Below are 23,784 nucleotides of genomic sequence, written 5' to 3' on the forward strand. Positions count from 1 at the left end.
TGAGCAGGTCGCTTTCCGCGCCATCCGCCACACCGCAGCGATCGTTCCGTCACGATCCGTGTTCGCCATCCCGGGGCGACCCCTGTGCGCGATGGCGGGGACATGGCGCTGACCGGCCCACCCGCAGCCGTCCCCGGTCGGGAAAACCCACCCGATCGGAGACCGGCGCCCCTGCCGTCCGGTGGCTCGGCGCCCCTGCCGTCCGGTGGCTCGGCGCCCCCGCCGTCCGGTGGCCCGGCGCCCCCGCCGTCCGGTGGCCCGGCGCCCCCGCCGTCCGGTGGCCCGGCGCCCCCGCCGTCCGGTGGCCTGACGGCACCCGCCGCGGCCGTGGCTCGCGTCCGCGTCCCGACCGTGCTCGCGTTCCTCACGGTCGGCCCGCTGCTGCGGATGGCCGCGCTGCGCTACGCCGTACCCCCGGGCCTGCCGGACCGGACCGGCTGCGACGCCTGCGGCGCCCCGGTGAGCCTGACCCGACCCTGGCCCGCGCTGGGCCCGGCGGCCCGGTGCGGGCGCTGCCGCGCACCTGTCGGCCCACCGCCGGGCACGGTCGAGCTGGCCGGGCTCGGCGCGGTGCTGCTGCTGGCACTCGTCGGCCCGCCGGGCGGGGCGCTGCCGGCGCTTGCCTGGTGGCTCGGCTGGACGATCCCGGCGGTCTTCGTCGACCTGGCCGTGCACCGGTTGCCGGATCGGCTCACCCTGCCGGCGGCGGCCGGTACGTGGCTGCTGCTCGGCGTCGCCGCCACCCTTGCCGGCGAGCCGGGGCCGTGGCTGCGGGCTGCCGTCGGCGGCGCGGGGCTGGCGCTGTTCTTCGCCAGCACCACGCTGCTGCTGGGCCGCCGCGGGTTCGGGCTGGGTGACGCCAAGCTGGCGCTCGGTGTGGGGGCGCTGCTCGGCTGGTACGGCTGGCCGGTGCTGCTGCTCGGGCTACTGCTCGCTTTCGGGCTGTCCGCGCTGGTGAGCGTGGGCCTGCTGGCCACGCGTCGGGCCCGCTGGAGCACGCACCTGCCGTTCGGCCCGTTCCTGCTGCTCGGCACGGTAGGCGCGCTCCTACTAACCCGCTGACGCCGCCCGCCGCCCGTCGCTGCGTGCTCGCCGCCCGTCGCTGCGTGCTCGCCGCCCGTGGCTGCGTGCTCGCCTCCCGACGCTGCGTGCTCGCCGCCCGCTCGCCGCCCATCCACACCCGCTCGCCGCCTACCGCTCACCTCCAAGATCGTGCTCGATCCTGGATCGAGTGGTATCGCGGCGGCCGGAGGCCACTACAACCAGGATCGAGCGTGACCTTGAACGGCGCGGAGGGTCGCTGGCGGGTGCGGCTCGCCGTCGAGCGTGACCTTGAACGGCGCGGAGGGTCGCTGACGGGTGCGGCTCGTCGTCGAGCGTGATCGTGGGCGGCGCCAGGGGTCACTGGCGGGTGCGGCTCGCCAGTTTCGGGACCGGGCGCTCGGCGCGGTCGGTCCGGCGGCGTAGCGCCTCGGCGGCCGGGCGCGCCAGTAGCGGGGTTGCCAGCACGGCGACCAGCGCGCCGAACAGCACGCCCGCGATCACGTCGTGCGGGTAGTGCACGCCCACGAAGACCCGGGAGAAGGCGCCCAGCGCGGCCAACGGCAACGCGACCAGGCCGAGTCGGCGGGAGAGCAGGAGCGTGGTCACCGCCAGCGCGCCGGCGATCGTGGCGTGGTTGCTGGGGAACGACCAGTCGCCCGGAGGTGGGCAGGCGCCCGCGATGATCGCCCGCCCGACGGCCCGGCAGGGGCGTTCCTCGTCCACCACGGTCTTGAACCATTCGCTGCCGGCGTACGCGAGCAGCGCCGGCAGGGGCGCGACCAGGGCGAGGGCCCGGTCGTGCGGACCGCCGGACCGACGGGTCAGCGCGGCCAGCACCAGCAGCGCGCCGAGCAGCAGGATCACCCCCTCGGTGGCGTGCCCGACGAACCACTGCACCGGCTCTGGGCTGCTGGCGGCGGCGTCGACGACATCGCGGTACCACTCAGCACTGATCTCCGGAACGTCCATGCTGCCGTTGGCGGCCATGCATCACCTCACCTCACGTTCATACCTTGTTCATCTCCGGGACACCCTAGGAACGCGGCAGCGGGTAGCGGAGCAGTCGAAGGTCGGTCGGGTCTCCCGACCTTCGTCCAGGGTTCGTTCAGCCGGATCTGCTTGGCTTGTCCAGGACGTCGGCATTCACGGGAGGCTTCGTGCACACCAGTTCGGCCACCGACCAGCCGCCGCCCGCCGGTGGAACGGCGTACGACGAGACCTGGCGGATCCGACGGACGAAGGCCGACCTGGACCGGCTCGGCGAGACTGAGTCGATCTTCGCGGTGGGCAACGGGTGGGTCGGTTGGCGTGGCGTTCTCGACGAGGGTGCGCCGTGCGGGATGCCGGGCAGCTACGTCAGTGGCTTCCACGAGCGGCGCGAGCTGGGCTATCCCGAGGAGGGGTACGCGTTTCCGCAGGCCAGCGACACCGTGATCAGCGCGCCGAACGCCGCTTTGATCCGGCTCTGGGTCGACGACGAGCCGCTGGACATTCGCACCGGGACGCTGCGCGGGCACGAGCAGGTGCTCGACCTGCGCGCCGGTGTGCTGCGCCGGGAGACCGAGTGGATCTCGCCGGCCGGGCGGGGAGTACGCATCCGCAGCACCCGGTTGGTGTCCCTGCCGCGCCGCCCGGTGGCCGCCGTCCAGTACGAGGTCGAGCCGCTGGACGGTCCCGTCGAGGTGCGGGTCTGCTCGGACCTGCTGGCCAACGAGACGGTGCCGGAGCGCTCGGACGATCCCCGGGCCGCCTCGGTGCCCGACAACCCGCTGACCGCCGAGGCGTACCGGGCGGATGATCTCGACGGGTTGCTTGTGCACCGCACCGAGCGCAGCGGCCAGCGTGTCGCGGTCGCGGTCAGTCACCTGGTGGACGGGCCGAGCACGGTCACCAGCACCGGTGACTGCACCCCGGACCGGGTACGGCTGACCGTGGCGGATCGGCTGCGCCCGGGGGAGCGGCTGCGGCTGACGAAGTTCGCGGCATACGAGTGGGCGGCGGTCGACGCCACCTCCGCCGACGAGTTGGCGGCCCTGGTCGCCGCCGAGGCGGACGCGGCCCGGGCGGACGGCTTCGACGCGCTGCTCACCGACCAGCGGGCCGCCCTGGACGCGGCCTGGCAGGTCGCCGACGTGCAGCTCGACGGTGACCCGGAGCTTCAGCAGGCGGTCCGGTTCGCGATGTTCCACCTGATCCAGGCCGGCCGCCCGGACTCCGACCGGACCATCGCGGCGAAGGGGCTGACCGGCAACGGCTACGACGGGCACGTCCTGTGGGACACCGAGACCTACGTCCTGCCGGTGCTCACGTACCTGGCCCCGGCGGTGGCCCGTTCGGCCCTCAGGTGGCGGCACGCCCACCTGCCCGAGGCCCGCGAGCGGGCCGCGGAACTACGGCTGACCGGCGCGACGTTCCCGTGGCGCACCATCGGCGGCCGGGAGTGCTCCGGCTACTGGCCGGCCGGCACGGCCGCGCTGCACGTGAACGCCGACATCGCCGACGCGGTACTGCGCTACCTGGCGGCCACGGATGACGAGCGGTTCCTCGCCGAGGCGGGGCTGGAGTTGCTTGTGGAGACGGCCCGGCTCTGGCACGGCTTCGGGCACTGGTCGGACGACTCGCGCTTCCACCTGCACGGGGTGACCGGCCCGGACGAGTACGCCGCGCTTGTCGACGACAACGTCTTCACGAACCTGATGGCCCGGCGCAACCTGCGGGGTGCGGCGGACGCCGCCGAGCGCCACCCCGACCTGGCCGGCCGACTCGGTGTGGACCGCGACGAGATCGCGCACTGGCGGTCCGCCGCCGATGCGATTGTCGTTCCGTACGACCGGAAGCGCGGGGTGCACCAGCAGGCCGCCGGGTTCACCGAGCAGCCCGAGTGGGACTTCGCGAACACGGGCGACGACGACTATCCCCTGCTGCTGCACTTCCCCTACCTGGAGTTGTATCGCAAGCAGGTGGTGAAGCAGGCCGACCTGGTGCTCGCCATGCAGCTCTGCCCCGGCGAGTTCAGCGCCGCCGAGAAGGCCCGCAACCTGGCCTACTACGAGGCCCGTACCGTCCGGGACTCGTCGCTGTCGGCGGCCCCGCAGGCGGTGCTGGCCGCCGAGGTCGGGCACCTGGATCTGGCGTACGACCTGTTCGCCGAGTCGGTCCTGCAGGATCTGGCGGACCTGGGGGACAAGACCGCCGACGGGCTGCACCTGGCGTCGCTGGCCGGTGCGTGGCTGGCGCTGGTGCGGGGCTTCGGCGGGCTGCGCGACGACCGGGGTGTGCTCTCCTTCGACCCCCGGCTGCCGCGACAGATCGACCGGCTGGCGTTCAGCCTGCGCTGGCGTGGCCACCGGCTGCGAGTCACTGTGACTCCGACCGAGGCCCGCTACGAGCTGCCCGGCGCCGGCCCGGACGCCGAGGTCGAGCTGTGGCACCACGGTGAGTCGCTGCGGATCACCGAGGCCGAGCCGGTCACCCGGCCGATGCCGCAGGTGCCCGATCCCGGGCCGGAGCCGCTCTCCCCGCCCGGTCGCCGCCCCACCCGCCGCTCGGCCGGCTGAGTCACGCCGGCCCGGCCCGGGTTCGCGCGGAAGGCTCAGGTCGGCCCGGGGTGGCCGGCCATGCGCTCGCGGACGGCCTCCAGCGCCTCGAAGGCGTACGCCCAGTTGTGGCACTTGAAGCTGCGCAGGCCGTCGATCGCGGTGTGGCAGTCGGAGCAGCGCACGCCGGCGATGGCTGCCGGGATCTCGGTGTTGACGTACTTGCGCTCACCGAGGATGACGGTGGCGATCATGGCCTTGTCGTGCAGGCCGGAGACCGCCGACGAGACGATGTCGTACCAGGTGATCCGTCGGCCGCACTTCGGGCAGTCGGGTTCGTCGCCGCTGACCCAGAGCGGGGCGCCGATGCTGCGCGCCGGCATGCCGAGCAGCTTTTCCAGCCGCCGGACGTCCGACTCCGGGGTGGTCCAGCGGTGTCGGCCGGGCAGTGCCGCGGGCGAGTCGTACACCGCGCGGAACAGGTCGTGGTCGACATGCACGGTCTCCCGCTGAGCGGTCATCGTCGTCCCCCTCGTTGAGTAGGTGCCCCCACCGTGGTCAGCGACGACTGTGGGCGCTGCCGGATCAACGACACGAGGGGTCGGCGGGTCGTCCCCGCTGACCCGCTTTCGCCTCCGGCGGCCCACCCGAGGTGGTACGACGGACGCAGGGCGGGCCACCGGGAGGAGCGCCGATGGCGAGCAGGCCCGAACGGGTGCTCCGGGGCGATGACGCACCGCTGAGCGCCTCGTTCCTGGAGCTGTTCTTCGACCTGGCGTTCGTGCTCGCCCTCAGTCAGCTCGCGGAGCATCTGCTGCACGACCTCACCCTGCCCGGGGCGCTGCGTACCGCCCTGCTGTTGGCCGGGGTGTGGTGGATCTGGGTGACCACCACCTGGTTCGCCGACTGGTACGACCCGGACAGCCCGTGGGTCCGGTGGCTGCTGGTCGCTGCCTCGCTGGGCAGCCTGCTGGCCGGGGTGGCGATTCCGCAGGCGTTGGACGGGCGGGGCCTGCTCTTCGCCGGTGCGTACGTCGCGGTCCACATCGCCCGGGGCGCGGTGACCGCGTTCGCGCTGCGCGGTCACCCTCGACAGAAGAGGGCGCTGCGGATCCTCTCCTGGTTCAGCGTCTCCGCCGTGCCGTGGCTGGTCGGTGGGCTCCGGCCGGAGTGGCGGGCGCCGCTCTGGCTGTTCGCTCTCGCGATCGACCTCACCGGCCCACGAATCGGCTGGCCCACTCCCCGGCTGGGACGGACGTCCCGGCCGGAACTGCGCCTCGCCAGTGAACACTTCGCCGAGCGGTACCAGCAAATCATGATCATCGCGCTCGGTGAACTCGTCCTGGTCGCCGGCCTCTCGTACTCCGGTACCCACCTCGACCCCCCGCAGACCGCCGCCTTCCTGCTGGTCTTCGCCGCCGCCGTGCTGATCGGTCTGCTCTACGTGACGCCCGCCGGTCAGCGCCTGCGCCCGGCCATCGAGCGCGCCGACCCGTCCCGGCTCGGTGTCATCACCGGCTACCTGCACCTCGTGATGGTCGCCGGGTTGGTGGTCACCGCCGTCGGGGCCGAACTGAGCATCGCCCACCCCACGGAGGCGAGTGACCTGACCTCGGCCGTCGTCATCCTGGGCGGTCCGACGCTGTTCCTTCTCGGGCGGACCCTGTTCTCGGTGGCGATCCACCGGCGACTCTCCTGGCCCCGGGTCGCCGCCCTGTTCGTGCTGTCCGGTGCGGCGGTCGTCCTGCGGCTGCCGCTGCTGGCGGTCAGCGCGGTCGCCACCGGGGTGGTGCTCACAGTGGTCGTCCTGGACCACGCCGGCATCCGCTCCTATCGCCGGATCAAGAATCCTGACTGACGTCAGACGGATGGGCTCCGGGCTCATGCGACCCCCGGCCATCAGTGGCAGCGGGTGCCGGGGAGGGGTTACGGGCGGCGGCTGCGGCGACGGTTGCCAGGTCTTCGCTCGAGAAGCCCGTGCGGCTCAGCACCGCCAGGGACTTGTTCGTCGCCAGCGTGCACAACGCCAGCTCTGCCGCCTCCTGCTCACCGGCCCCCGCCGCCAGCAACGCCTGCCGCAGCATCGCCCGCAAACCGTCGATCATGGCGCGGACCATCGCCTGCCCCTCCGCGTCGAGGGCCGGGAACTGCGTTGCCGACACCGTGAGCAGGCAGCCGTCCGGGACCGACGGGTCGGCGATGCGGTTCAGGGTGACCTGCAGGTAGGCGGCCACCACGGCGTTCGGGCTCGGGTGGGGGCCGGACAGGGCCTGCTCGTACAGCGGGTGGTAGGTCTGCGCGTACCGCTGGAGGCTTTTGCGGAAGAGGGTGCTCTTGTCGCCGAAGGTGCCGTAGAGCGAGCCCCGGCCCAGGCCCGTGCCCTCGGTGAGGCGATCGATCGACGCCTCCGAATAGCCCCAGCGCCAGAAGACGTGCATCGCGCGTCGTAGCGCCTCGTCCACGTCGAATTGCTTGCGGCCCGCCATGGTTCGTCAGCCTACACATCTTGTACCGATCGTTCCAAAGGTCTTGTACTGATCGTTCCAAGATGCGTAGGGTGGTCGACATGACATACCTGAGTTCGCTACGACTGCCCGACGGGTTCACCGACGTCTTCACCAGTCGCCTCGTGGAGGTGAACGGGCTGCGGCTGCACGCCGTCACCGGCGGGGACGGCCCGCCGCTGCTGCTTGTCGGCGGGTGGCCGCAGACCTGGTACGCCTGGCGGCACGTGATGCCCGCGCTTGCCCGCCAGCACACCGTCGTCGCCGTCGACTCACGCGGCGCCGGGCTCTCCGACAAGCCCGACGACGGTTACGACGCCGGCACCCTCGCGGCCGACCTGGTCGCGCTGATGGCCGCGCTCGGGCACGACCGGTTCGACGTTGTCGGCCACGACATCGGCATGTGGACCGGATACGCCCTCGCTGCCGATCACCCCGAACGGGTGGACCGGCTCGCCGTCGTCGACGCCATCATCCCCGGCCTCACGCCGACCCCGTCGGTCTTCAGCCCGGCAGCGGTCAACCAGCGGCTCTGGCACTTCGGCTTCAACCGGCTCACCGACCTCAACGAGGAACTGGTCCGGGGGCGGGAGCAACTCTTCTTCGGCTACCAGTTCGCCAAGAAGGCCGCCACCCCGGACGCGATCCCCGCGTACGCCGTGGACGTCTACGTCGACGCGATCGTCGCGGACCCGCGCGGGCTGCCGGCGAGCTTCGCGTACTACCGGGCGCTGGACGAGACGATCGCGCAGAACGAGCAGCGCAGGAAGACCCGCCTGACGCTGCCGGTGCTCGCCGTCGGCGGGGCGCGGTACAGCGGCGCGGCGCCCGCCGACACGATGCGGCTGGCGGCCGACGACGTCACCGGCGTGATCGTCGACGACTGCGGCCACTACGTGGCCGAGGAGCAGCCCGTGCGGTTCACCGAGATCCTGGAGGACTTCCTCGTGGCAAACCGGTAGCGCTCGCCTTCGAGAAGCAGGTGAAGCTAGCTGAGGCGGTGTGCGGTGTCGGCGAACGAGCGGATCAGCTCCGTCTCGTTGCCGGTGCGCCAGATCAGGCCCCACCGGCCGGGCGGGGCGTCGCGAATCGGCACGTACGCGATGTCCGGCCGCGCGTAGTAGCGGGCGGCCTGGGCGTGGACCGGTGAGACGGCTTCGCCGGTGACGAGGATCGGGATCATCTCCTGGAAGTTGGAGACGGACGGGCCGATGCGGATCAGACGTCCACTCGGTGTGCGCAGGGGCACCAGGATCTCCCGCCAGTAGTCCGGCCGGGCCCCGCCCATCACCGTCACGTCTGCCAGGTCCTCGTAGCAGACCGACTCACGGGTGGCGAGCGGGTGGCTCGCCCCGACTGCCAGCACAATGGGTTCGGTGTAGATGACCGGGCCGACGGTGAGGTCCGGCTCCTGGACGGGCAACCACACGATCTGCACGTCGATGTCGCCGGCGCGGAGCTGACCGAAGGGGTCGCCGAAGTCGACGTGCCGGAGCTGTACCTCGCACTCGGGGTGGCCCTGTGCGAACGCGGTGAACAACTCCCGGAAGTCGTGCAGGTTGACGGCGATCGAGCCGACCCGCAGCACCCCGGTCCTGCCGCGTGCGGCGCGCCTGGCCCGATCCATCCCCTCGCACAGGCCCCGGTACATCGGCTGGATGTCGTCGAAGAGCCGCTGGCCGATCGGTGTCAGTGCCACCCGTCGGTTGTTCCGCTCGAACAGGGGGGCGCCGATCCGCCGTTCCTGTTTCTTGATCGCCTGGCTGACCCGCGCCTGGGTCACGTGCAGTCGCTGCGCGGTGCGGGTGAAATGCAGCTCCTCCGCCAGGGTGAGGAAGATTTCGATGTCCCGAAGCTCCACCGCTCATCTCGTCTCGTGAATTAGCGAAGGGTTATGGCACGTTACCAGAAGTGATCTTGTGGACGAGGGTGTCAGCACGCAGGCTTGTCGACGTCGGAGCGAGGAACACGCCTCAGCCAAGGAGTCGCTCGTGCGCAAGCTCGTCTACTACATCGCCGCCACCCTGGACGGCTTCATCGCCGGTCCGGACGGCGCCGACCCCACCGGCCCGGACGGATTCTGGCCCATCCCGGACGACTACCTGCACCACCTCGTCGCCGAGTATCCGGAGACCCTGCCCTGCCCGGCCCGGCAGGCGTTCGGCATCACCGACGAGGGCAGCCGCTTCGACACCGTCCTGGAGGGGCGGCACTCCTACGAGGTGGGTCTGCGGGCCGGCATGACCGACGCGTACCCGCACCTGCGCCACCTGGTGTTCTCCCGCACGCTCGGCGACAGCCCGGACCCGGCCGTCGAGGTCCTGGCCACCGACCCCATCGCCACGGTACGAGAGCTCAAGCGGCACGACGGCAAGGACGTCTGGGTGATCGGCGGCGGGGCCCTGGCCGGTGCCCTCTACTCCGAGATCGACACGTTGATCGTCAAGCTGGCCCCGTTGACCATCGGCGCCGGCATCCCGCTCTTCGGCCGCGACGCCGTCTTCGCACCGCGTACCTGGCGTCTGACCGACCACACCGTCCTGGACAGTGGCGCGCTCTTCCTCACCTACACGCACGCCCAGACCGGAAACGAGTCCGCATGAGCACACTCCCCGACACCCTCACGATCCGTCCCATCACCGGGCCGGACGAGATCGCGCTGTTCAACCGTCTGCCGTACACCATCAACCACGAACTCGCCGACGACCTCGCCGCGCACCGCCGCCGACCGGAGTGGATGTGGGTGGCGCTGCACGGGGACCGCCTGCTCGCCAGGGTCGCCTGGTGGGGCCGCGACGGCGACAGCAGCCCGCTGCTCCTGGACATCCTCGACGTCGACGACGGCGCCGAAGACCTGACCGAGGTGGCGCGGGCGCTGTACGAGACGGCCGCGACGCAGGTCCTGCCAGCGGGAGGCACCCCACCGGAGTACGGCCGCTTCATCCCGGCGGACTGGCGTGCGGACCCGGACACCCACCGGGCGGTGCGCACGAGGATGAGCGTCCTGGAGAGCACCGGCGCACGCCTGACCGTCGAACGACTACGCCTCCAGTGGAGTCCCGACAGCGGTCTGCCCGCACCCGACCCGCGCCTGGCCTTCCGTCCGGCCCTCGACACCGACGAGCTGGTCGCGCTGATGACCCGTGCGCTGGACGGCACCCTGGACGCGCACAGCCGTACCGACCTGGGGCTGATGTCGCCGCACGAGGCCGCCGTCAAGCACTACGAGCAGGAACTCGCCACGTACTCCAGCCCTCGCGAATGGTGGCGGATCGGCACGGTGGGCGAGCACGGTGAGCCGGTCGGGTTCGTCATCCCAGCGCGCAACGCGTACCACCCGGTGATCGCCTACCTCGGCGTCGTACCGGAGCACCGGGGCCACGGGTACGTCGACGGCCTCCTCGCCGAGGGCACCCGAATCCTCGCCGCCGAGGACGTCCCCCGCATTCGCGCCGCCACCGACCTGGGCAACGTGCCCATGGCGGCGGCGTTCGCCCGCGCCGGCTACGTCAACTTCGAACGGGCCGTCAACATGGCCTGGCAGTGAGTGGCGGCCCTGCCGCCGCCGAACCTGTTCCCCCGCTCGGCGGGATAACGGCGCGCGGCGACTGCGGTCGGGGCTCTACGCTCCGCACCATGTTCGCACCGGTGCAGATCGTCTCGGGTGGTCTGGAGATTCGTGAGTTCGGGCCGCAGGACGCCGCTCAGGTGGCGGAGTTCGTGGCGGCGGACGATCGGACGGCACTGCCGCCAGGCTCACCGCACACCGTCGCGGACGTCAACGAGTGGATGACCAGGATCGTGCGCCGACGGCTGGACGGCGACGGTGTGCTCCTGGCACTCGTGGACGTGGCCGGTGGCGAGATCGTCGGCAGCATCGGGTTGCGTGACGTCGACTGGAAGGCCGGACGCGGCGAAATCGGCTACGGGGTGCGGGCCAGTTGTCGTGGCCGAGGCCATGCGAGCACCGCGGCTCGCGTGGTCGGCCGGTGGGCGCTCACCGACGGCGGACTGCGACGCGTCCAGTTGCACGCCCGGCTCGACAATTTCGCCTCCCTTCGGGTCGCGGAGAAGGCCGGTTACCAGCGGGAGGGCACCTTACGGATGGCCGACTGGGATGGCGAGAAGGCGCACGACCTGGCCGTCTTTTCGATGATCGCAACAGATGTCGAAACGGGCGACGCCACGCGCTGATCCGGCGCAGGCGGGAGCCGTCGTGGGTCTCCGGTGCCGGGCCGCTGGTGCCCGATCGGCGCCAGCGGCCCGTTCGTACGCTCGATCAGCCCTTCACCGCGCCTGCGGTGAGCCCTTCGGTGAGGAAGCGCTGCCCGAAGGCGTACATGACCACCACGGGGATGCTGACCAGCAGCGACGCGGCGGCGAGTTGGCCTTGCGGCACCACATCTCCGGCGATCATCGACTGCATCCCCACGGGGAGCGTCTTGTACTCGTCCTTGGTGATGAACACGAATGCGAAGAGGAACTCGTTCCAGGCGTTGGTCAGGGTGAAGAGCGCGACCGCCAGCAGGCCTGGCTTGGCCAGCGGCAGCACCACCCGGCCGAACGCCTGGATGCGGCTGCAACCGTCGACGAGCGCGGCCTCCTCCAACTCGACGGGGATCGACGAGAAGTACCCCACCAGCAGCCAGGTGGCGAACGGCAGCGTGAAGGTCGGGTACGTCACCACCAGGGACCACAACGAGTCGGTCAGCCGGGCGCCGATGAGCATCTGGTACAGCGGGATGAACAGCAGCGCGCCCGGCATCACGTAGGTGAGCAGCACCGTGACGGTGAAGCCCTGCGCCCCGCGGAACCGCAGGCGGGCCAGCGCGTAGCCCGCCAGGGCGGCGCAGACAAGCGCCACGGCTGTCGACGCCGCGGACACCAGCAGGGTGTTGAGGTACCAGCGGCCGAACGGCTGGTTGTCGAACAGCGCGCCGAACTGCTCGAGCGTCCAGGGCGTCGGCCACAGGTCGTCGGTACGCATGACGACCTGGCCCTCGGACTTGAAGGCCGTGACGGCGATCCAGTACAGCGGGCCCAGCACGAAGAAGAGCAACCCGGCCAGCGCGGTCCAGGAACCCAGGCCCGACACCACTGACGACGACCGGCGACCGCCTCGGGACTGAAGGGTCGAGACGACCCGGCCGACCGCCGCGGCGATCAGCAGGATCACCCCGAGGACCACCGCCGCCTTCCAGAAGATCTGCGGTGAGGCCCAGGCCAGCAGACCGGTGACGAGCGCGGCGACGACCCACGGCAGGGCCTTCCGCGCCGTCGGAGCCCACCGCCGGGTCCCGATCCACAGTGCTGTCCCTCGGCGCCGCCGGGGCAGTTTGATGTTGGTGTCCTGGCGCAACAACCGGACCAGGACGAACACCAGCCCGCCGATGATCGGCAGCATGACGAGCGTGACCGCCGCGCCCGCGCCGTACTGGAGTTGCAGGATCGCCTTCGAGTAGGCGATGAGCACGTACGGCGCGGTCACGTCGCCCGGGCCGCCCTGCGTCAGCAACCAGACGAGGTCGAAGTTGTTGAACGTCCAGATCGACGACAGGGTCACCGTCACGGTGATCACGTGACGCAGTCCGGGCAGCGTCACGTTTCTGAACCGCTGCCACGCCGAGGCGCCGTCGATTGTCGCCGCCTCGTAGAGGTCCGCCGGGATGGCCTTCAACCCCGCGAGGAAACACACGGTGAAGAACGGCACTCCCTTCCAGACGTTGACGAGGATCACCGAGGGCATGGCCAGCTCCGGGTCGGACAACCAGCCCGCCGGCCAGCTGTCGACCAGGTGCGCGCTGGCCAGCAGCGGCCCGATCCCGGTGGCGGTGAGCAGCGTGTTGACGCTGCCGAAGATCGGGTCGAGCAGCGCGCGCCAACTGAACGCCGTGACCACCGTCGGCACCACCCACGGCACCAGGAGCAACCCGGCCAGCACGGCCCGCCCACGGCGTCGATGGTGCAGCAGCAGGGCCGCGGCCAATCCCAGCACGACCTTGAAAACCTCGGCGTACGCGGTGAAGACGAACGAGTTCACCACGCCGGTGTGGAACTGCTCGTCGCCGGCGAGGGCGAGGTAGTTGTCCAGGCCGACGAACACGCTGTCCTGCCCGTGCCGCTCGGTGGTGCTGGTGATGATCGACCGGGCGATCGGCACGAGAACGAGCCCGCCGACCAGCACGGCCATCGGTGCCAGGAACAGTGCCGCCAGCCGCCAGTCACGCCCCAGTCGCCGCTGGACCGCCGTGAGGGAGCCAGGCCCCGGCGGCGAGGACTTCCGCGCCGCCGGGACCCGCGCAGGACGGAGCGAGCTCACTGCCGCAGCCCCTGCTGGTTGAAGATCTGCACCATCTTCGCGTGGGCGGCCGTCACGGCCTGCTGCGGCGCCGCTCCCTGCACGACCTGCTGCATCATGTCGGTGAGGACGTAGGCCGACCCCACCGCCTGCTGGCCCGCGCTGGCCTTCTGCGGGAAGGCCAGGCCGTTCTTCGTGTTCAGCGGCAGCTTCAGTTCGGTGATTCTGCGCAGCATGGGGAACGCCGCGTCGCCGCTGGTGAAGAACGGGTCGGCATCCCAGACCTTCTCCCAGGCGGGCATCACCAGGCCGGGCGCCTCCTTCGCCACCCCGAGCAGCGCGGGTGCGCTGACCAGGTACTGCGCCAGGAGCTTGGCGAGCGCCGGGTTCTTGGCGCCCTTGAAGACGACGAAGCCCTGCGACTGGCCGAGGAGCAGCGGATTGTCGGTCGCCGGCCCGATGCAGTCGGAGAACACGTGGGTGTTGGCGTGCACCGGGTTCTTCTTGGTCCGCGAGTCCGCGTAGACGCTGAACTGGTTGCGGGTGTAGCCGAGGATTCCGGCGAGCCAGTTCTCGTTGTTGCTGGTGTCGGTCCAGCTCGCGATCCCCGGAGGCAACATCGGCTTGTACTTGGGGTTCGTGTAGATGTCACCGAGGAAGGCAACCGCCTGCACCGTCTCCGGGGAGTTGAAGGTGACCTTCCGGCCGTCGTTGGAGGCGATCGACCCGCCGTACGCGTTGATCAGCGCCTCGATCATGCCGTTGCCGTCACCGGAGCGGTTCACCGTCATGCCCCAGCCGAACCGGCGCTTGGTCGGATCGGAGATCTCCAGGCACAGATCCCGCAGTTCCTCCCAGCTGTAGATGTCCTTGGGAGTGATGCCCTTGTCCTGCATCCAGTCCTTGCGCAGGAACGACCCGATCCCGATGAAGTGGTACGGGATCGCGAACCACTTGCCGTCGAAGACGCAGTAGTTCTTGGCCTCGGCGCAGGGTTCGCCGTACCTGGCGGTCAGCGCCGTCACGACGTCCGTCACGTCCTCCAGGTCACCGAGCGCCTGGAACTGTGCGACGAACCGGGAGTCGGTCATGAACGCCAGGTCGCGCGCCACCCCGCCCTTGACCTCGGCGTCGATCTTGGCCACCACGTCACCGGCGTCGGCCTGGACCAGACTGTTCTCGATCTTCGTGCCGGTGGTGTCGGCGAACTTCTTGATCGAGCTGTCGAGTGCCTCGTTCGCGGCCGTCGAGTAGAGCTTCTGCGACAGCATCCCCATCGAGGAGCCCTTCATCGCCGCCGCGGCGTCGATCAGCTCCTGCGGAACCTCCGGCTGCACCTTGCTCTTCGACTCGGAGCCGCCCCCACACGCGGCCAGACCGGCCGCGCCGAGCACCCCCACCCCCATCCCGAGAAAGCCGCGCCGAGACCACGCCGGGTTGTCCTCCATGGACCATCGCCTCCTTCGTTTCGGCACCGCTGGACGCCGAAGGAGTGCATGGCGAACAGTGCGATGCTCGTGCTCCAAGGTGTGTCTCTGGTCGGCGACCGCGGGCACGTCGCCGCATCGATCAGTGCGATCGCGTACTCGTCGTCGGAGCTGGTGGGGTTGCCACGGTGGCGTCGGGCCCGCCCGTGCCGCCGTTCACCGTCGGAAGTCCGTTCGTGCACGCTCTGCGTGTGCGTCCGAGCGAGCCGCGGGAGAGATGTCGCGTGCCGCTCGCCGGGTGGCACGTCGGGGTTGGGGTGGTCGGCGACCGGGCCGAGAAGGTGGCGCTGACGTTCCAGTTCGGTCGGGCCACGGGACCACCACCGTTCGAGATTTCGAACTGAGTTCGAGATACCGTATCGAGTGGTCGCGACGCTAGAGCAGCATTCTGACAGATGTCAATGTTTCGATGGTGTTTCGAACCGAAAGCGCGAGGCTGGCTATCGAGGCTGAGCCCGGTAGCCCATCCGGGCGGACAGCGCGGCGGCACCCTCGCGAACCAACCCCGTCCACCGCACGTGCGCCTGGGGTGTCCAGCGGATGATCGGCGCGGACAGGCTCATCCCGGCGATCGTCGTACCGGAATGATCGCGGATCGCCGCGGCGACGCAGCGCATGGCGCTGTCCGACTCGCCGACGTCGACCGCGACGCTCTCCTCCCGGACACGTTCGAGATGGGCGCGCAGGCGGTCCGGGTCGGTGATGCTGTCCGGCGTCATGCCCGGCAGGTCGCCCTTCTTCAGGACCTCGTCCAGCGCGGCCTGATCGAGCCCCGACAGCAGTATCTTGCCGACCGCCGTGCAGTGCGCCGGGAGTCGCCGCCCGACCGCGGAGACCATCCGGACCGGGTGGGTGCTGTCGAACTTGACGAGGTAGATGACGTCGGCGCCGTCGAGCACGGCCACGTGGACCGCCTCGTCGCACGCGGCGGCCACGTCCCGCGCGACGCACTGCGCCTCGCGGACCAGATCAAGACGGCCGGCGAACGCCGCGCCGAGCTGGAACAGCGGCATGCCGAGCCGATACTGCACCGGCTGGCCCGGTACGGAGATCAGGTACGAGCGGGCCTCGAGCGTGACGAGCAGTTCGTGAACTGTGGTGCGGGGCAGGTCGAGCCGCTCCATCACCTGACGGGCCGACAGTTGGGGATGGTCCAGGAACAGTTCGAGGATGTCGAGTGCGCGGATGACCGCCGATACCACACGGGGCATGTCGATAGTCCCTTCGAAATGCCGGACCCGTGTCAGCGCGCCGCACACGGACCAGCACCTGAAGAGGATAACTGCGTCAACGCCGGTACGGGACGCGGCGACCAGCGTGCCGCCCGGTTGGCGCGTACCCTCCGCACGTCAGGGCTTTTGGTCGACTTCCTCGACGGCCAGGTCGCGGACCGGCCCCTCTGCCACGGCAGATGGAAGCCTGGCATTATGCCTGGAGCGCCAGCCGACCCTCGGTCAGGCCGATGCCCAAAAGGTGCCAGATCACGATGAATTCTCACAAAGAACGCATGCCTCGGGTCGAGTCACTGACCGGGCTGCGCTGGTTCGCCGCCTTCGCCGTGTTCCTGTTCCACGCGAACCAGATCATCAAGCTGCCCACGGTCTACGGCATCAAGCTCGGCGACTTCTTCCGATTCGGTGACGCCGGGGTCACGTTCTTCTACGTTCTCTCCGGCTTCGTGCTGACCTGGTCGTTCTCTCCCACGGTGGGCACCGGGACGTTCTACTGGCGCCGCTTCGCCCGGGTCTGGCCCGCGCTCGTGGTCAGCACCGCCATCGCCTGGGTCAGTTTCGACCAGGTCTGGCACTCCTGGAAGCGCACCCTGCTGAGCCTGTCGCTGACCGAGTCGTGGTTCCCGCCGGCGGCGCATCTCGTCGCCAACCCGGTGGCCTGGTCGGTCTCCTGCGAGGCCTTCTTCTACCTGCTCTTCCCGTTCGTCATCCGGCCGCTGCTACGGCTGCGGCTGCCGGCGCTCGCGATCATCGCGGCGGCCGGCCTGTTCGTCGAGTGGGCGTACTGGTTCTTCGTGCAGGATCTGATCGACCCGAAGGAGTACTGGATCCAGCTCTCCTGGTTCCTCCGCTTCCCGCCGATCCGATTCATCGAATTCCTGCTGGGAATGATCGCCGCCGCCGCACTCCTCCGTGGCTGGCGACCGAAACTCAATCTGTGGGTCGCCCTCTCCACGGTGCCCGCCTCGGTGCTGCTGCTGTGGTGGGGTGCGCAGCTGGGCTGGTGGGGTGCGCACTGGTCGCAGCAGGGCCTGGTGCCCGCCTGCGTACTGGTGGTGCTCGCGGCAGCGATCCGCGACATCTCCGGACGCCCCTCGATCTTCCGGAGCAAACCACTCGTCGCCCTCGGCGCCTGGTCCTACGCCTTCTACCTGGTCCACCTGTCGGTCATCCACTGGCTGATGGGCACGGTGAAGGCCGGCCCCGCGAGCTGGACGAACCTCAAGGTCCTCCTGATCTGGACGGTGCTGGGCATTGCCCTGGCCTGGGCCTGCTACCGCTGGGTCGAACACCCGGTGGAGAGGTACCTGCGCAATCTCTACCCGCGCCGGGCACCGTCCGCGCCGCCGGCACCGTCCGCGGCGCCCGCACCGCCCTCGGCGCCCGCGCCGCCCTTGGCGCCCCCGGCGCAGGAGCCGCAGGATGTGGCTGTCGTGGCCGAGCAGCCCACCGAAGTCGTCCTGACCGGGCGCGGGGTCGTGAGTCAGGAATTCGAGCCAGGCGTCTACCGGAGCACCGGGAGCTTCGACGCTCGATGACCCAGTCGACGACTGGCACTGAGGCTCCCACTCGCCGTAGGTCGGTCTGGGCGGGTTATGCCGCCGCGATCTGGGCCCTGCTGTTCGCCATTCGCGGCATCTACTGGGCGCTCGGCGGAAGCGTCGGACTCGCGACCCTCTCCGAGGGGATCAAGGACCTGCACGCACAGGGCGACCGAATGCTCTTCGCGGCTCTGTGGATGACAGTGGTGCTGGAGCTGTTCGGCGTTGTGCTGGGCCTGGCGCTCGTGCGTCCGTACGGCCTGGTGTTTCCGCAGTGGGTGCCGGTGCTGGCGAAGCGACGGGTCCCGAACTGGTTGCTGCTCGTGCCCAGCTCGGGCGCCTCCGCCCTGCTGCTGGCCCACGGTGGCACGTTCGTTGGCTTCGGACTGAGCGCCCTGTTCACGGGTGAGACGATGACCACGGAACTCCGCTGGTACGCGATGTTCTGGGGTCCCTGGTTCATGCTCGGAGGAGTCCTGTTCGGTGCCGCGGCGCTCGCGTACCTGCGGGGAACGTCGGAACGACGCTCGTGGCGACGCCGGATCGGGGTCGCCGCCAGCGTGCTCGCCTTCTTCGGTGGTCTGGTGGCCGCCGCCGCGCCGTTCATCGTCACCTGGCTGGCATCCGGCAGCGAGTAGTGGGCACGGGCCGACGCGCGCCTTTACGGTCGCCGGCCTGGTCGGCGTCCCTCGACCGGCGCGGGTCCTGAGTGGAACGGCCGCCCGGCGACGAGCGTCCCGAGTAGCAGGGCTGCCGGGCGACTGTTGATCGAGTGCATACCATCGTCGAATGGAGGGGACCCTGTGGGGACTCGGCATGTTTCTCTGCGCCGGGTTCAGTTGTCTGATGCTCTGTGCTGTCGTAGCGGCGCTCGCCGCCTGGCCACGAGGCGAGAGTAAGGGCTGGTAGGCGAAGTCATGCGGGTACACCAGTACGCGTACTTCTCGTTGCGTTCGGACCAGCTCTCCGCGCGCGAGATGGCGACGCGGCTAGGCATGGAGCCGGACGAGACAAGCGTCAAGGGGAGCAGGAGGGCGAACCCCCCGGTGCCGCGCGTCCATTCGTGGAGGGTGATGTGTCGGGACAGCGGCTTGACGGTCGATGAGCAGGTCGACCGCCTGATCGACCGCCTTGAGCCTATCGCTGATGAGATCGCGGCCCTCGTCAGAGCGATCGACGAGTCGGAGGGGGAGGGCCTAACCTCGACACTCCAGGTGGTGCGCTACTTCGGTGACGACGATGGCGCCCAGCATCAACGTCTCGGCTGGCACCTCGATCGCCGAGCCGTGGCGTTCCTCCAGCGCACCGGGGCCGAGCTGGACGTGGACGAATACGGGGATGACTGAGGGCGGTCACGTAGCGGCGATGTTCGTCCCTCACTGCGGCGTGCTTCTCGGCGAGGGTCATCCGCACCTCATCCCGGCGCGCGGCTGCCCGTCATCATCGCTTACGAACCTCGGCCAACGTAGATCAGCTTCGCTCGTCTGGACCGGGGGCGGACATCAACCCGGGCACAGGTGGTCGGGTAGCCTGAAGCGCAGAGGGCTGTTAGCTCAATGGTAGAGCTGAGGACTTTTAATCCTTAGGTTCTGGGTTCGAGTCCCAGGCGGCCCACCAACGCCAGGTGAACTGGGAAAACGCAGGCCGCGAGGGGTCCCAGCCGCATACCTGCGGCTCGGACCCCTTCCGCAGTCAGCCCGACGGGTGCTGCTGCTCGGGCTCGATATCGTCAGAGCGCCAGCGGTTGGCCGCTCACAGGAACTCGCTGCGATAGGTCGAGGCCAGCTCCGCCCCGCGGCGACGGCGTTCGGCGAGTTCGTCAGGTGAGAGCTGCGGCGGCGGTGCGTCCCTGCCCGCGACGACGTCGCCGATCCGGGTGAAGTACTCGTCCTGCCCGGCCGGGGTGCACATGCAGAGCATGTGGGCCGGCGCACCGGAGGTGTTGCGGAAGTTGTGCGGCGCGTTGGCCGGGATGTTGATCGTGGAGCCGGCCCGCACGACGTGCTTCTCGCCGCGGAAGGTGAACTCGATCTCGCCCTCGAGGATCGTGAACATCTCCTCGAAGTCGTGCCGGTGCGGCGGCGGGCCGCCGCCGTCGGGGACGCGCATGTCGATCAGGCAGTACGCGCCGTTGGTCTGCTCGCCCGTGATCAACATGCCGTAGGTGTTCCCCACCAGGGAGATGTAGGTGGTGTCGGGATCGTCGGGGTTCGCCACGGTCAGCGAGCGAGTGGGATCGTCGTCGGGAATCATCGTGATCGTCTCCTGGGGTGTGCGGTCGGTTGGTTCGATCGGTGGGCAACGGCGCGTCCCACGGAGGCAATTCGACGGGGCCGCTCGTTTGATCCTCGCGGAGAGCCCGCCACCTCGCGTGCTTTCCGGTGGCTGGCCGGCACTGTTACCGCTGCGGCTGCTGCGCCTCGACCACCTGCACGCACCGGCGCAGGGCAGCCACCATGTACCGGCGCCACAGGGGGGCGAAGGGACCGGCGAGGATGGGGCGCCGGCCGGGGAGCGGCTTGAACTCGTAGGTCCAGCGGATCAGGGTGCCGTCCCCGTCGGGGTTGAAGTTGAACTCGCCCCGCACTCCGGCCGCGAGGCGAGAGAGGACGTTCGTGAACCCGCTGAGTTGGTACGCGAAGATCGAACCCTCCGTGTACTCGGTCAACTGCTCGTTGGCCTGTGACCCGTCCTCGAACTGCGGGTTACGGGTGGGGCCGACGTGATCCCAGGCCTCCGTCTGGTTGGCCACGCCCCTGACGCCGGGGAACGGCCCGACCCGGTGGAAGACGCTCGGCAGGTCGATCGGCGCGATCACCCGGAACGCGGTGGCGGGCGCCACCCGAGCGCGTTGCTGGACCGTGATCGAAACCGTGCGGTCGGTCGGGCTGATGAGCAGCGGTATGGCCGGAGTGCCTGACGGGTTCGTGCGGCTGTCGGTCATCGGGTGGTCAGGCCGTGGGCGCGAGGACGACGGTCTTGCCCGGCAGTTCGCCCGCGCCGGCCCGCGCGTGGAGTGCGGGCAGGTCGGCCAGCGCCACCCGCTGGGCGACCTCGACACGCAACTCACCGGTGCTGATCCGAGCGGCCAGGTCGGCGAGTTGGTCGGCGTCGCTGCGGACGAACAGGTCCACGCCCCGCACATCGCGCGCCTCGTCGGAGGGGGCGGGCATCCAGACGGTGGTGTTGACCAGGGTGCCGCCGTCCCGGATCAGCGTGACCAGCGCAGCCAGCTGGTCCGGGGAGACAGGCGCGAGGTTGAGTACGAGGTCGACCGGCTCGGTCACCGCCGCGGTCACGTCGGTGGTGGTGTGGTCGATCACCTCGTCGGCGCCGGCAGCCCTGACCCGCTCGGCGCTGCGTGGGCTGGCCGTGGCGATCACGTGGGCACGGACCTCCTTGGCCAACTGCACCGCGTATCCGCCGACCGCTCCGCCGGCGCCGTTGATCAGCACCCGCTGACCGGCGGTCAGCTTGCCGTGGTCGAACAGGGCCTGCCACGCCGTCAGACCCACAAGCGGGAACGCCGCCGCGTCGGCCAACGGGATGTTCCTGGGTGCCCCCGTCAAGATCTCCGCCGGCGCGATCACATATTCCGCGGCCGCCCCGGTCCCCGTCATCGGCAGAAAGCCGACGACCCGGTCACCGACCGCGACGTCGTCCACGCCGTCACCGAGCGCGTCGACCGTGCCGGCGACGTCGAGACCGGGAGTGTGCGGCAGCTCCACCGGGATCGGGCCCTGCATGTAGCCCGCGCGGATGTTGCCGTCGACGCCGTTGAACGACGTCGCGGCGACACGGATCCGGACCTGTCCCGCGCCGGGGGTGGGCTGCTCGACGTCCTCGTAGCGGAGGACCTCAGGACCGCCGAACTCGTGGAAACGTACTGCCTTCATCGCTGAACCTGCCTCTGTGAGCGCCGTTGATGTGCTTCAGACGTCACTCACCTTCACAGGATCCGGCGCGGTTAGCCTGGGCCGGGCTGGCCCACCTTGGTGATCGTCGGTTCCCCGGCAACGTCGACGATCTCGGCCAGACGCGCCGCGTCGGCCGAGCCGGGCGCGGCGGTGAGCATCAGAGCCGCCAGGTCGTCGCCCGGGATGGCGAGCAGGCTGCCGACGAGCGTGACGGCTCCGCCGTCCGGATGGATGAACGCGGCGCTGCTCTCGTAGGCCGCCACCGGTCGTGGCGCGCGCCACAGGGTGTCGAACAGGCGGCTTCGGCTCCGCATCTCGTCCACGAGCGCGGCAAGCGACGCGTCGGCGGGGTAGCGCAACAGCGCGCCCTGCAGGCGGGCCGCGAGGATCGCTTGATGATCGGTCGCGTCATCCGTCGACTGCTCGAAGCCATGGAACGGCTCGCAGAACGTACGCCACGCGATGTTCCACTCCCAGGGTCGCCCGGTGAGATCCCAGTGCCCCAGGGCCAGGAACGCGCTGTTCACGGCGACGAGATTCATCGCCGCGTCGGAGACGAACATCGGAGTGTCGGTGAACCGCTCCAGCAGCCGCAGCGCACCCGGACCGATCTCGTTCGGCACCTGCCCGTCCGCGGCGGCGTACCCGGCCAGCGCGCAGAGCCGCTCGTACTCCGCCCGCCCGATCCGCAACGCTCGGGCGATGGCGTTCACGACCCCGGCTGACGGATGGCTGCGACCCTGCTCCAACCGGCGTACGTAGTCCGCGGACATCCCCGCCAGCTCGCCGAGCTCCTCCCGCCGCAGCCCCCGCACCCGGCGACGACCGATCGGCAGCCCGACAGCCGCAGGCGCCGTGCTCTCCCGCAACTGGCGCACCGCGGCACCGAACTCGTGACGTTCCACGGCCCAATTGTGCCCGGCCGGTCCGGACGGCACGGCTCCCCTCGCCCTTGATCGACTCGCGATGCCGGAAATCGGGCTGTCCGGCCCGCCCTGACACCGCGACTTTCCGAAAGCCGAGTGGATCAAGCCGCGGGCCGCCCGCGGGCCGCCCGCGGGCCGTCCGCGAGGCGCTCGCGAGGCCGCCGGCACGGGCGGCGTGGGCGATTGAGCGGCTGCTGGGCGGGTACGGGGTCGAGTATGCGGATCGTTGTGGTGGGGGCGAGCGGCAATGTCGGTACGGCGGTGCTGCGGCGGCTGCGCCAGGAGCGGGACGTGGAGTTGGCCGGGGTGGTCCGGCGGTTGCCCGCCCCGGATGCCGGTGAGCCCTACGACCAGGTGCGGTGGCACTCCTGCGACGTCGGGGCGCCGGGCGCCGCGGCGCAGCTCGTCGAGGTGTTCTCGGGTGCGGACGCGGTGGTGCACCTGGCCTGGCAGATCCAGCCCAGCCACGACCAGCGGGTGTTGCGGCGGACGAACGTCGAGGGCAGTCGGGCGGTGTTCGAGGCGGTGATCCGGGCCGGTGTGCCGGCGTTGGTGTACGCCTCGTCGGTAGGCACCTACGCCCCTGGCCCGAAGGACCACCCGATCAGTGAGCGGTGGCCGGCGACGGGGGTGCCCGGCTCGTCGTACAGCGAGCACAAGGCCGAGGTGGAGGCGCTGCTGGACGGGATCGAGCGTGATCACCCGACGCTGCGGGTGGTGCGGATGCGACCCGGGCTGATTTTCCAGCGGGCCGCCGGTGCGGAGATCACCCGTTACTTCCTCGGCCCGCTGGCGCCGGTGCGGCTGCTGCGCTTCGGCCGGCTCCCGCTGGTGCCGACGAACCGCCGGTTGCGGATGCAGGCGGTGCACGCCGACGACGTGGCCGACGCGTACGCCCGGGCGGTCGTGAGTGATGTGCGCGGCGCTTTCAACGTCGCCGCGGACCCGGTGCTCACCCCGGAGCTGGTGGCTCGGCATTTCCACGGTTGGACGGTGCCGGTCGCCGCGCCGGTGCTGCGGGTGGCGGCGGCGCTGACCTGGCGGGCGCGGTTGCAGCCGGTCGACGCGGGCTGGGTGGAGCTGGGTCTGAACGCGCCGCTGATGTCGAGCGAGCGCGCGGAGACCGAGTTGGGTTGGCAGCCCAGGATCAGTGCGCTGACGGCGCTCCAGGAACTCTTCGCCGGAATGGCCGACGGCGACCACACGGCAAGCCCACCGATGTCCGGTGCACGGGACCTGCCCGGCCGCCCCGCCGCCCTCCTCCACGCTCGCCCGCCCGGCGAGGGGAACCCCTACTGA

General features: G+C 70.4%; 22 protein-coding genes and 1 tRNA gene. 12 read left to right on the forward strand and 11 right to left on the reverse strand.

The window, feature by feature from the left end; translation table 11 throughout:
* The first annotated feature begins 387 nt into the window (after positions 1 to 387).
* On the forward strand, positions 388 to 1,062 hold the full coding sequence (locus tag ACGFH8_RS09100) for a prepilin peptidase (RefSeq protein WP_393367037.1): 675 nt from the start codon (positions 388 to 390) through the stop codon (positions 1,060 to 1,062).
* A 339-nt stretch (positions 1,063 to 1,401) separates the two neighbouring features.
* Here the strand turns inward: ACGFH8_RS09100 and ACGFH8_RS09105 are convergent, their stop codons facing one another.
* Positions 1,402 to 2,031 carry a phosphatase PAP2 family protein gene (locus tag ACGFH8_RS09105; protein WP_393365455.1) on the reverse strand — a complete coding sequence of 210 codons (630 nt, stop codon included), beginning with the start codon at positions 2,029 to 2,031 and terminating at the stop codon, positions 1,402 to 1,404.
* A 170-nt stretch (positions 2,032 to 2,201) separates the two neighbouring features.
* Here ACGFH8_RS09105 and ACGFH8_RS09110 point away from each other — a divergent pair, with 170 nt between their 5' ends.
* On the forward strand, positions 2,202 to 4,601 hold the full coding sequence (locus ACGFH8_RS09110) for a glycoside hydrolase family 65 protein (RefSeq protein WP_393365457.1): 2,400 nt from the start codon (positions 2,202 to 2,204) through the stop codon (positions 4,599 to 4,601).
* Between the two features lie 35 nt (positions 4,602 to 4,636).
* On the opposite strand, the gene ACGFH8_RS09115 is transcribed toward ACGFH8_RS09110, so the two are convergent.
* Positions 4,637 to 5,101 carry a hypothetical protein gene (locus tag ACGFH8_RS09115; RefSeq protein ID WP_393365459.1) on the reverse strand — a complete coding sequence of 155 codons (465 nt, stop codon included), beginning with the start codon at positions 5,099 to 5,101 and terminating at the stop codon, positions 4,637 to 4,639.
* Between the two features lie 173 nt (positions 5,102 to 5,274).
* On the opposite strand from ACGFH8_RS09115, the gene ACGFH8_RS09120 reads away from it, so the two are divergent.
* Complete coding sequence (locus tag ACGFH8_RS09120; RefSeq protein WP_393365461.1) at positions 5,275 to 6,438, forward strand: low temperature requirement protein A; 1,164 nt, start codon at positions 5,275 to 5,277, stop codon at positions 6,436 to 6,438.
* Here the strand turns inward: ACGFH8_RS09120 and ACGFH8_RS09125 are convergent.
* Positions 6,422 to 7,066 carry a TetR/AcrR family transcriptional regulator gene (locus tag ACGFH8_RS09125; RefSeq protein ID WP_393365463.1) on the reverse strand — a complete coding sequence of 215 codons (645 nt, stop codon included), beginning with the start codon at positions 7,064 to 7,066 and terminating at the stop codon, positions 6,422 to 6,424. The two genes, ACGFH8_RS09120 and ACGFH8_RS09125, sit on opposite strands and share 17 nt — an antisense overlap.
* Before the next feature lie 80 nt (positions 7,067 to 7,146).
* Here ACGFH8_RS09125 and ACGFH8_RS09130 point away from each other — a divergent pair, with 80 nt between their 5' ends.
* Positions 7,147 to 8,046, forward strand: a complete 900-nt coding sequence (locus tag ACGFH8_RS09130; RefSeq protein ID WP_393365465.1) for an alpha/beta fold hydrolase — start codon at positions 7,147 to 7,149, stop codon at positions 8,044 to 8,046.
* A 26-nt stretch (positions 8,047 to 8,072) separates the two neighbouring features.
* Here the strand turns inward: ACGFH8_RS09130 and ACGFH8_RS09135 are convergent, their stop codons facing one another.
* Positions 8,073 to 8,945, reverse strand: coding sequence for a LysR family transcriptional regulator (locus tag ACGFH8_RS09135; RefSeq protein ID WP_393365467.1), 873 nt, complete (start codon positions 8,943 to 8,945; stop codon positions 8,073 to 8,075).
* Between the two features lie 130 nt (positions 8,946 to 9,075).
* On the opposite strand from ACGFH8_RS09135, the gene ACGFH8_RS09140 reads away from it, so the two are divergent.
* The 3 genes from ACGFH8_RS09140 to ACGFH8_RS09150 all read left to right on the forward strand — a co-directional run bounded on the left by ACGFH8_RS09140 (position 9,076) and on the right by ACGFH8_RS09150 (position 11,278).
* On the forward strand, positions 9,076 to 9,687 hold the full coding sequence (locus tag ACGFH8_RS09140) for a dihydrofolate reductase family protein (RefSeq protein ID WP_393365469.1): 612 nt from the start codon (positions 9,076 to 9,078) through the stop codon (positions 9,685 to 9,687).
* Positions 9,684 to 10,631: a GNAT family N-acetyltransferase gene (locus ACGFH8_RS09145; protein ID WP_393365471.1), complete on the forward strand. Its 948-nt coding sequence runs from the start codon at positions 9,684 to 9,686 to the stop codon at positions 10,629 to 10,631. Before ACGFH8_RS09140 ends, ACGFH8_RS09145 begins: the two co-directional genes overlap by 4 nt.
* 89 nt (positions 10,632 to 10,720) lie before the next feature.
* Positions 10,721 to 11,278 carry a GNAT family N-acetyltransferase gene (locus ACGFH8_RS09150; RefSeq protein WP_393365472.1) on the forward strand — a complete coding sequence of 186 codons (558 nt, stop codon included), beginning with the start codon at positions 10,721 to 10,723 and terminating at the stop codon, positions 11,276 to 11,278.
* A gap of 85 nt (positions 11,279 to 11,363) precedes the next feature.
* On the opposite strand, the gene ACGFH8_RS09155 is transcribed toward ACGFH8_RS09150, so the two are convergent.
* The 3 genes from ACGFH8_RS09155 to ACGFH8_RS09165 all read right to left on the reverse strand — a co-directional run bounded on the left by ACGFH8_RS09155 (position 11,364) and on the right by ACGFH8_RS09165 (position 16,080).
* A complete protein-coding gene (locus ACGFH8_RS09155) occupies positions 11,364 to 13,403 on the reverse strand; it encodes an ABC transporter permease subunit (protein WP_393365473.1) in 2,040 nt (679 codons plus the stop codon).
* Positions 13,400 to 14,830 carry an extracellular solute-binding protein gene (locus ACGFH8_RS09160; protein ID WP_393365474.1) on the reverse strand — a complete coding sequence of 477 codons (1,431 nt, stop codon included), beginning with the start codon at positions 14,828 to 14,830 and terminating at the stop codon, positions 13,400 to 13,402. Before ACGFH8_RS09160 ends, ACGFH8_RS09155 begins: the two co-directional genes overlap by 4 nt.
* 479 nt (positions 14,831 to 15,309) lie before the next feature.
* Positions 15,310 to 16,080 (reverse strand): IclR family transcriptional regulator, encoded by a 771-nt coding sequence (locus ACGFH8_RS09165; protein ID WP_393365476.1) that lies wholly within the window; start codon positions 16,078 to 16,080, stop codon positions 15,310 to 15,312.
* 275 nt (positions 16,081 to 16,355) lie between these two features.
* On the opposite strand from ACGFH8_RS09165, the gene ACGFH8_RS09170 reads away from it, so the two are divergent.
* The 4 genes from ACGFH8_RS09170 to ACGFH8_RS09185 all read left to right on the forward strand — a co-directional run bounded on the left by ACGFH8_RS09170 (position 16,356) and on the right by ACGFH8_RS09185 (position 19,259).
* Entirely contained in the window at positions 16,356 to 17,639 is a 1,284-nt protein-coding gene (locus ACGFH8_RS09170; protein WP_393365478.1) for an acyltransferase family protein, read from the forward strand.
* Positions 17,636 to 18,280 carry a DUF3995 domain-containing protein gene (locus ACGFH8_RS09175; protein WP_393365479.1) on the forward strand — a complete coding sequence of 215 codons (645 nt, stop codon included), beginning with the start codon at positions 17,636 to 17,638 and terminating at the stop codon, positions 18,278 to 18,280. Before ACGFH8_RS09170 ends, ACGFH8_RS09175 begins: the two co-directional genes overlap by 4 nt.
* A gap of 279 nt (positions 18,281 to 18,559) precedes the next feature.
* Entirely contained in the window at positions 18,560 to 18,988 is a 429-nt protein-coding gene (locus ACGFH8_RS09180) for a DUF4279 domain-containing protein (protein ID WP_393365481.1), read from the forward strand.
* Between the two features lie 196 nt (positions 18,989 to 19,184).
* Positions 19,185 to 19,259, forward strand: a tRNA-Lys gene (locus ACGFH8_RS09185).
* 135 nt (positions 19,260 to 19,394) lie between these two features.
* Here the strand turns inward: ACGFH8_RS09185 and ACGFH8_RS09190 are convergent.
* The 4 genes from ACGFH8_RS09190 to ACGFH8_RS09205 all read right to left on the reverse strand — a co-directional run bounded on the left by ACGFH8_RS09190 (position 19,395) and on the right by ACGFH8_RS09205 (position 22,464).
* The gene (locus ACGFH8_RS09190) at positions 19,395 to 19,895 is read right to left on the reverse strand and encodes a cupin domain-containing protein (protein WP_393365482.1); all 501 of its coding nucleotides are present in this window, start codon (positions 19,893 to 19,895) and stop codon (positions 19,395 to 19,397) included.
* A gap of 145 nt (positions 19,896 to 20,040) precedes the next feature.
* The gene (locus ACGFH8_RS09195) at positions 20,041 to 20,586 is read right to left on the reverse strand and encodes an SRPBCC family protein (RefSeq protein WP_393365484.1); all 546 of its coding nucleotides are present in this window, start codon (positions 20,584 to 20,586) and stop codon (positions 20,041 to 20,043) included.
* Between the two features lie 7 nt (positions 20,587 to 20,593).
* Positions 20,594 to 21,538, reverse strand: coding sequence for an NADP-dependent oxidoreductase (locus ACGFH8_RS09200; RefSeq protein WP_393365486.1), 945 nt, complete (start codon positions 21,536 to 21,538; stop codon positions 20,594 to 20,596).
* A 71-nt stretch (positions 21,539 to 21,609) separates the two neighbouring features.
* Positions 21,610 to 22,464 (reverse strand): helix-turn-helix domain-containing protein, encoded by an 855-nt coding sequence (locus ACGFH8_RS09205; RefSeq protein WP_393365488.1) that lies wholly within the window; start codon positions 22,462 to 22,464, stop codon positions 21,610 to 21,612.
* A 237-nt stretch (positions 22,465 to 22,701) separates the two neighbouring features.
* Between ACGFH8_RS09205 and ACGFH8_RS09210 the strand changes: the two genes are divergently transcribed.
* Positions 22,702 to 23,784, forward strand: a complete 1,083-nt coding sequence (locus ACGFH8_RS09210; protein ID WP_393365489.1) for an NAD-dependent epimerase/dehydratase family protein — start codon at positions 22,702 to 22,704, stop codon at positions 23,782 to 23,784.

The organism is Micromonospora sp. NPDC049175 (assembly GCF_043197345.1).
In the GTDB taxonomy this organism is placed as follows: domain Bacteria; phylum Actinomycetota; class Actinomycetes; order Mycobacteriales; family Micromonosporaceae; genus Micromonospora.

Coding starts and splice junctions, on each gene's coding strand:
- ACGFH8_RS09100 (WP_393367037.1), top strand. CDS start 388: ATGGCCGCGCTGCGCTACGCCGTACCCCCGGGCCTGCCGGACCGGACC.
- ACGFH8_RS09105 (WP_393365455.1), bottom strand. CDS start 2,031: ATGGCCGCCAACGGCAGCATGGACGTTCCGGAGATCAGTGCTGAGTGG.
- ACGFH8_RS09115 (WP_393365459.1), bottom strand. CDS start 5,101: ATGACCGCTCAGCGGGAGACCGTGCATGTCGACCACGACCTGTTCCGC.
- ACGFH8_RS09120 (WP_393365461.1), top strand. CDS start 5,275: ATGGCGAGCAGGCCCGAACGGGTGCTCCGGGGCGATGACGCACCGCTG.
- ACGFH8_RS09125 (WP_393365463.1), bottom strand. CDS start 7,066: ATGGCGGGCCGCAAGCAATTCGACGTGGACGAGGCGCTACGACGCGCG.
- ACGFH8_RS09130 (WP_393365465.1), top strand. CDS start 7,147: ATGACATACCTGAGTTCGCTACGACTGCCCGACGGGTTCACCGACGTC.
- ACGFH8_RS09145 (WP_393365471.1), top strand. CDS start 9,684: ATGAGCACACTCCCCGACACCCTCACGATCCGTCCCATCACCGGGCCG.
- ACGFH8_RS09150 (WP_393365472.1), top strand. CDS start 10,721: ATGTTCGCACCGGTGCAGATCGTCTCGGGTGGTCTGGAGATTCGTGAG.
- ACGFH8_RS09160 (WP_393365474.1), bottom strand. CDS start 14,830: ATGGAGGACAACCCGGCGTGGTCTCGGCGCGGCTTTCTCGGGATGGGG.
- ACGFH8_RS09165 (WP_393365476.1), bottom strand. CDS start 16,080: ATGCCCCGTGTGGTATCGGCGGTCATCCGCGCACTCGACATCCTCGAA.
- ACGFH8_RS09170 (WP_393365478.1), top strand. CDS start 16,356: ATGAATTCTCACAAAGAACGCATGCCTCGGGTCGAGTCACTGACCGGG.
- ACGFH8_RS09175 (WP_393365479.1), top strand. CDS start 17,636: ATGACCCAGTCGACGACTGGCACTGAGGCTCCCACTCGCCGTAGGTCG.
- ACGFH8_RS09180 (WP_393365481.1), top strand. CDS start 18,560: ATGCGGGTACACCAGTACGCGTACTTCTCGTTGCGTTCGGACCAGCTC.
- ACGFH8_RS09190 (WP_393365482.1), bottom strand. CDS start 19,895: ATGATTCCCGACGACGATCCCACTCGCTCGCTGACCGTGGCGAACCCC.
- ACGFH8_RS09195 (WP_393365484.1), bottom strand. CDS start 20,586: ATGACCGACAGCCGCACGAACCCGTCAGGCACTCCGGCCATACCGCTG.
- ACGFH8_RS09200 (WP_393365486.1), bottom strand. CDS start 21,538: ATGAAGGCAGTACGTTTCCACGAGTTCGGCGGTCCTGAGGTCCTCCGC.
- ACGFH8_RS09210 (WP_393365489.1), top strand. CDS start 22,702: ATGCGGATCGTTGTGGTGGGGGCGAGCGGCAATGTCGGTACGGCGGTG.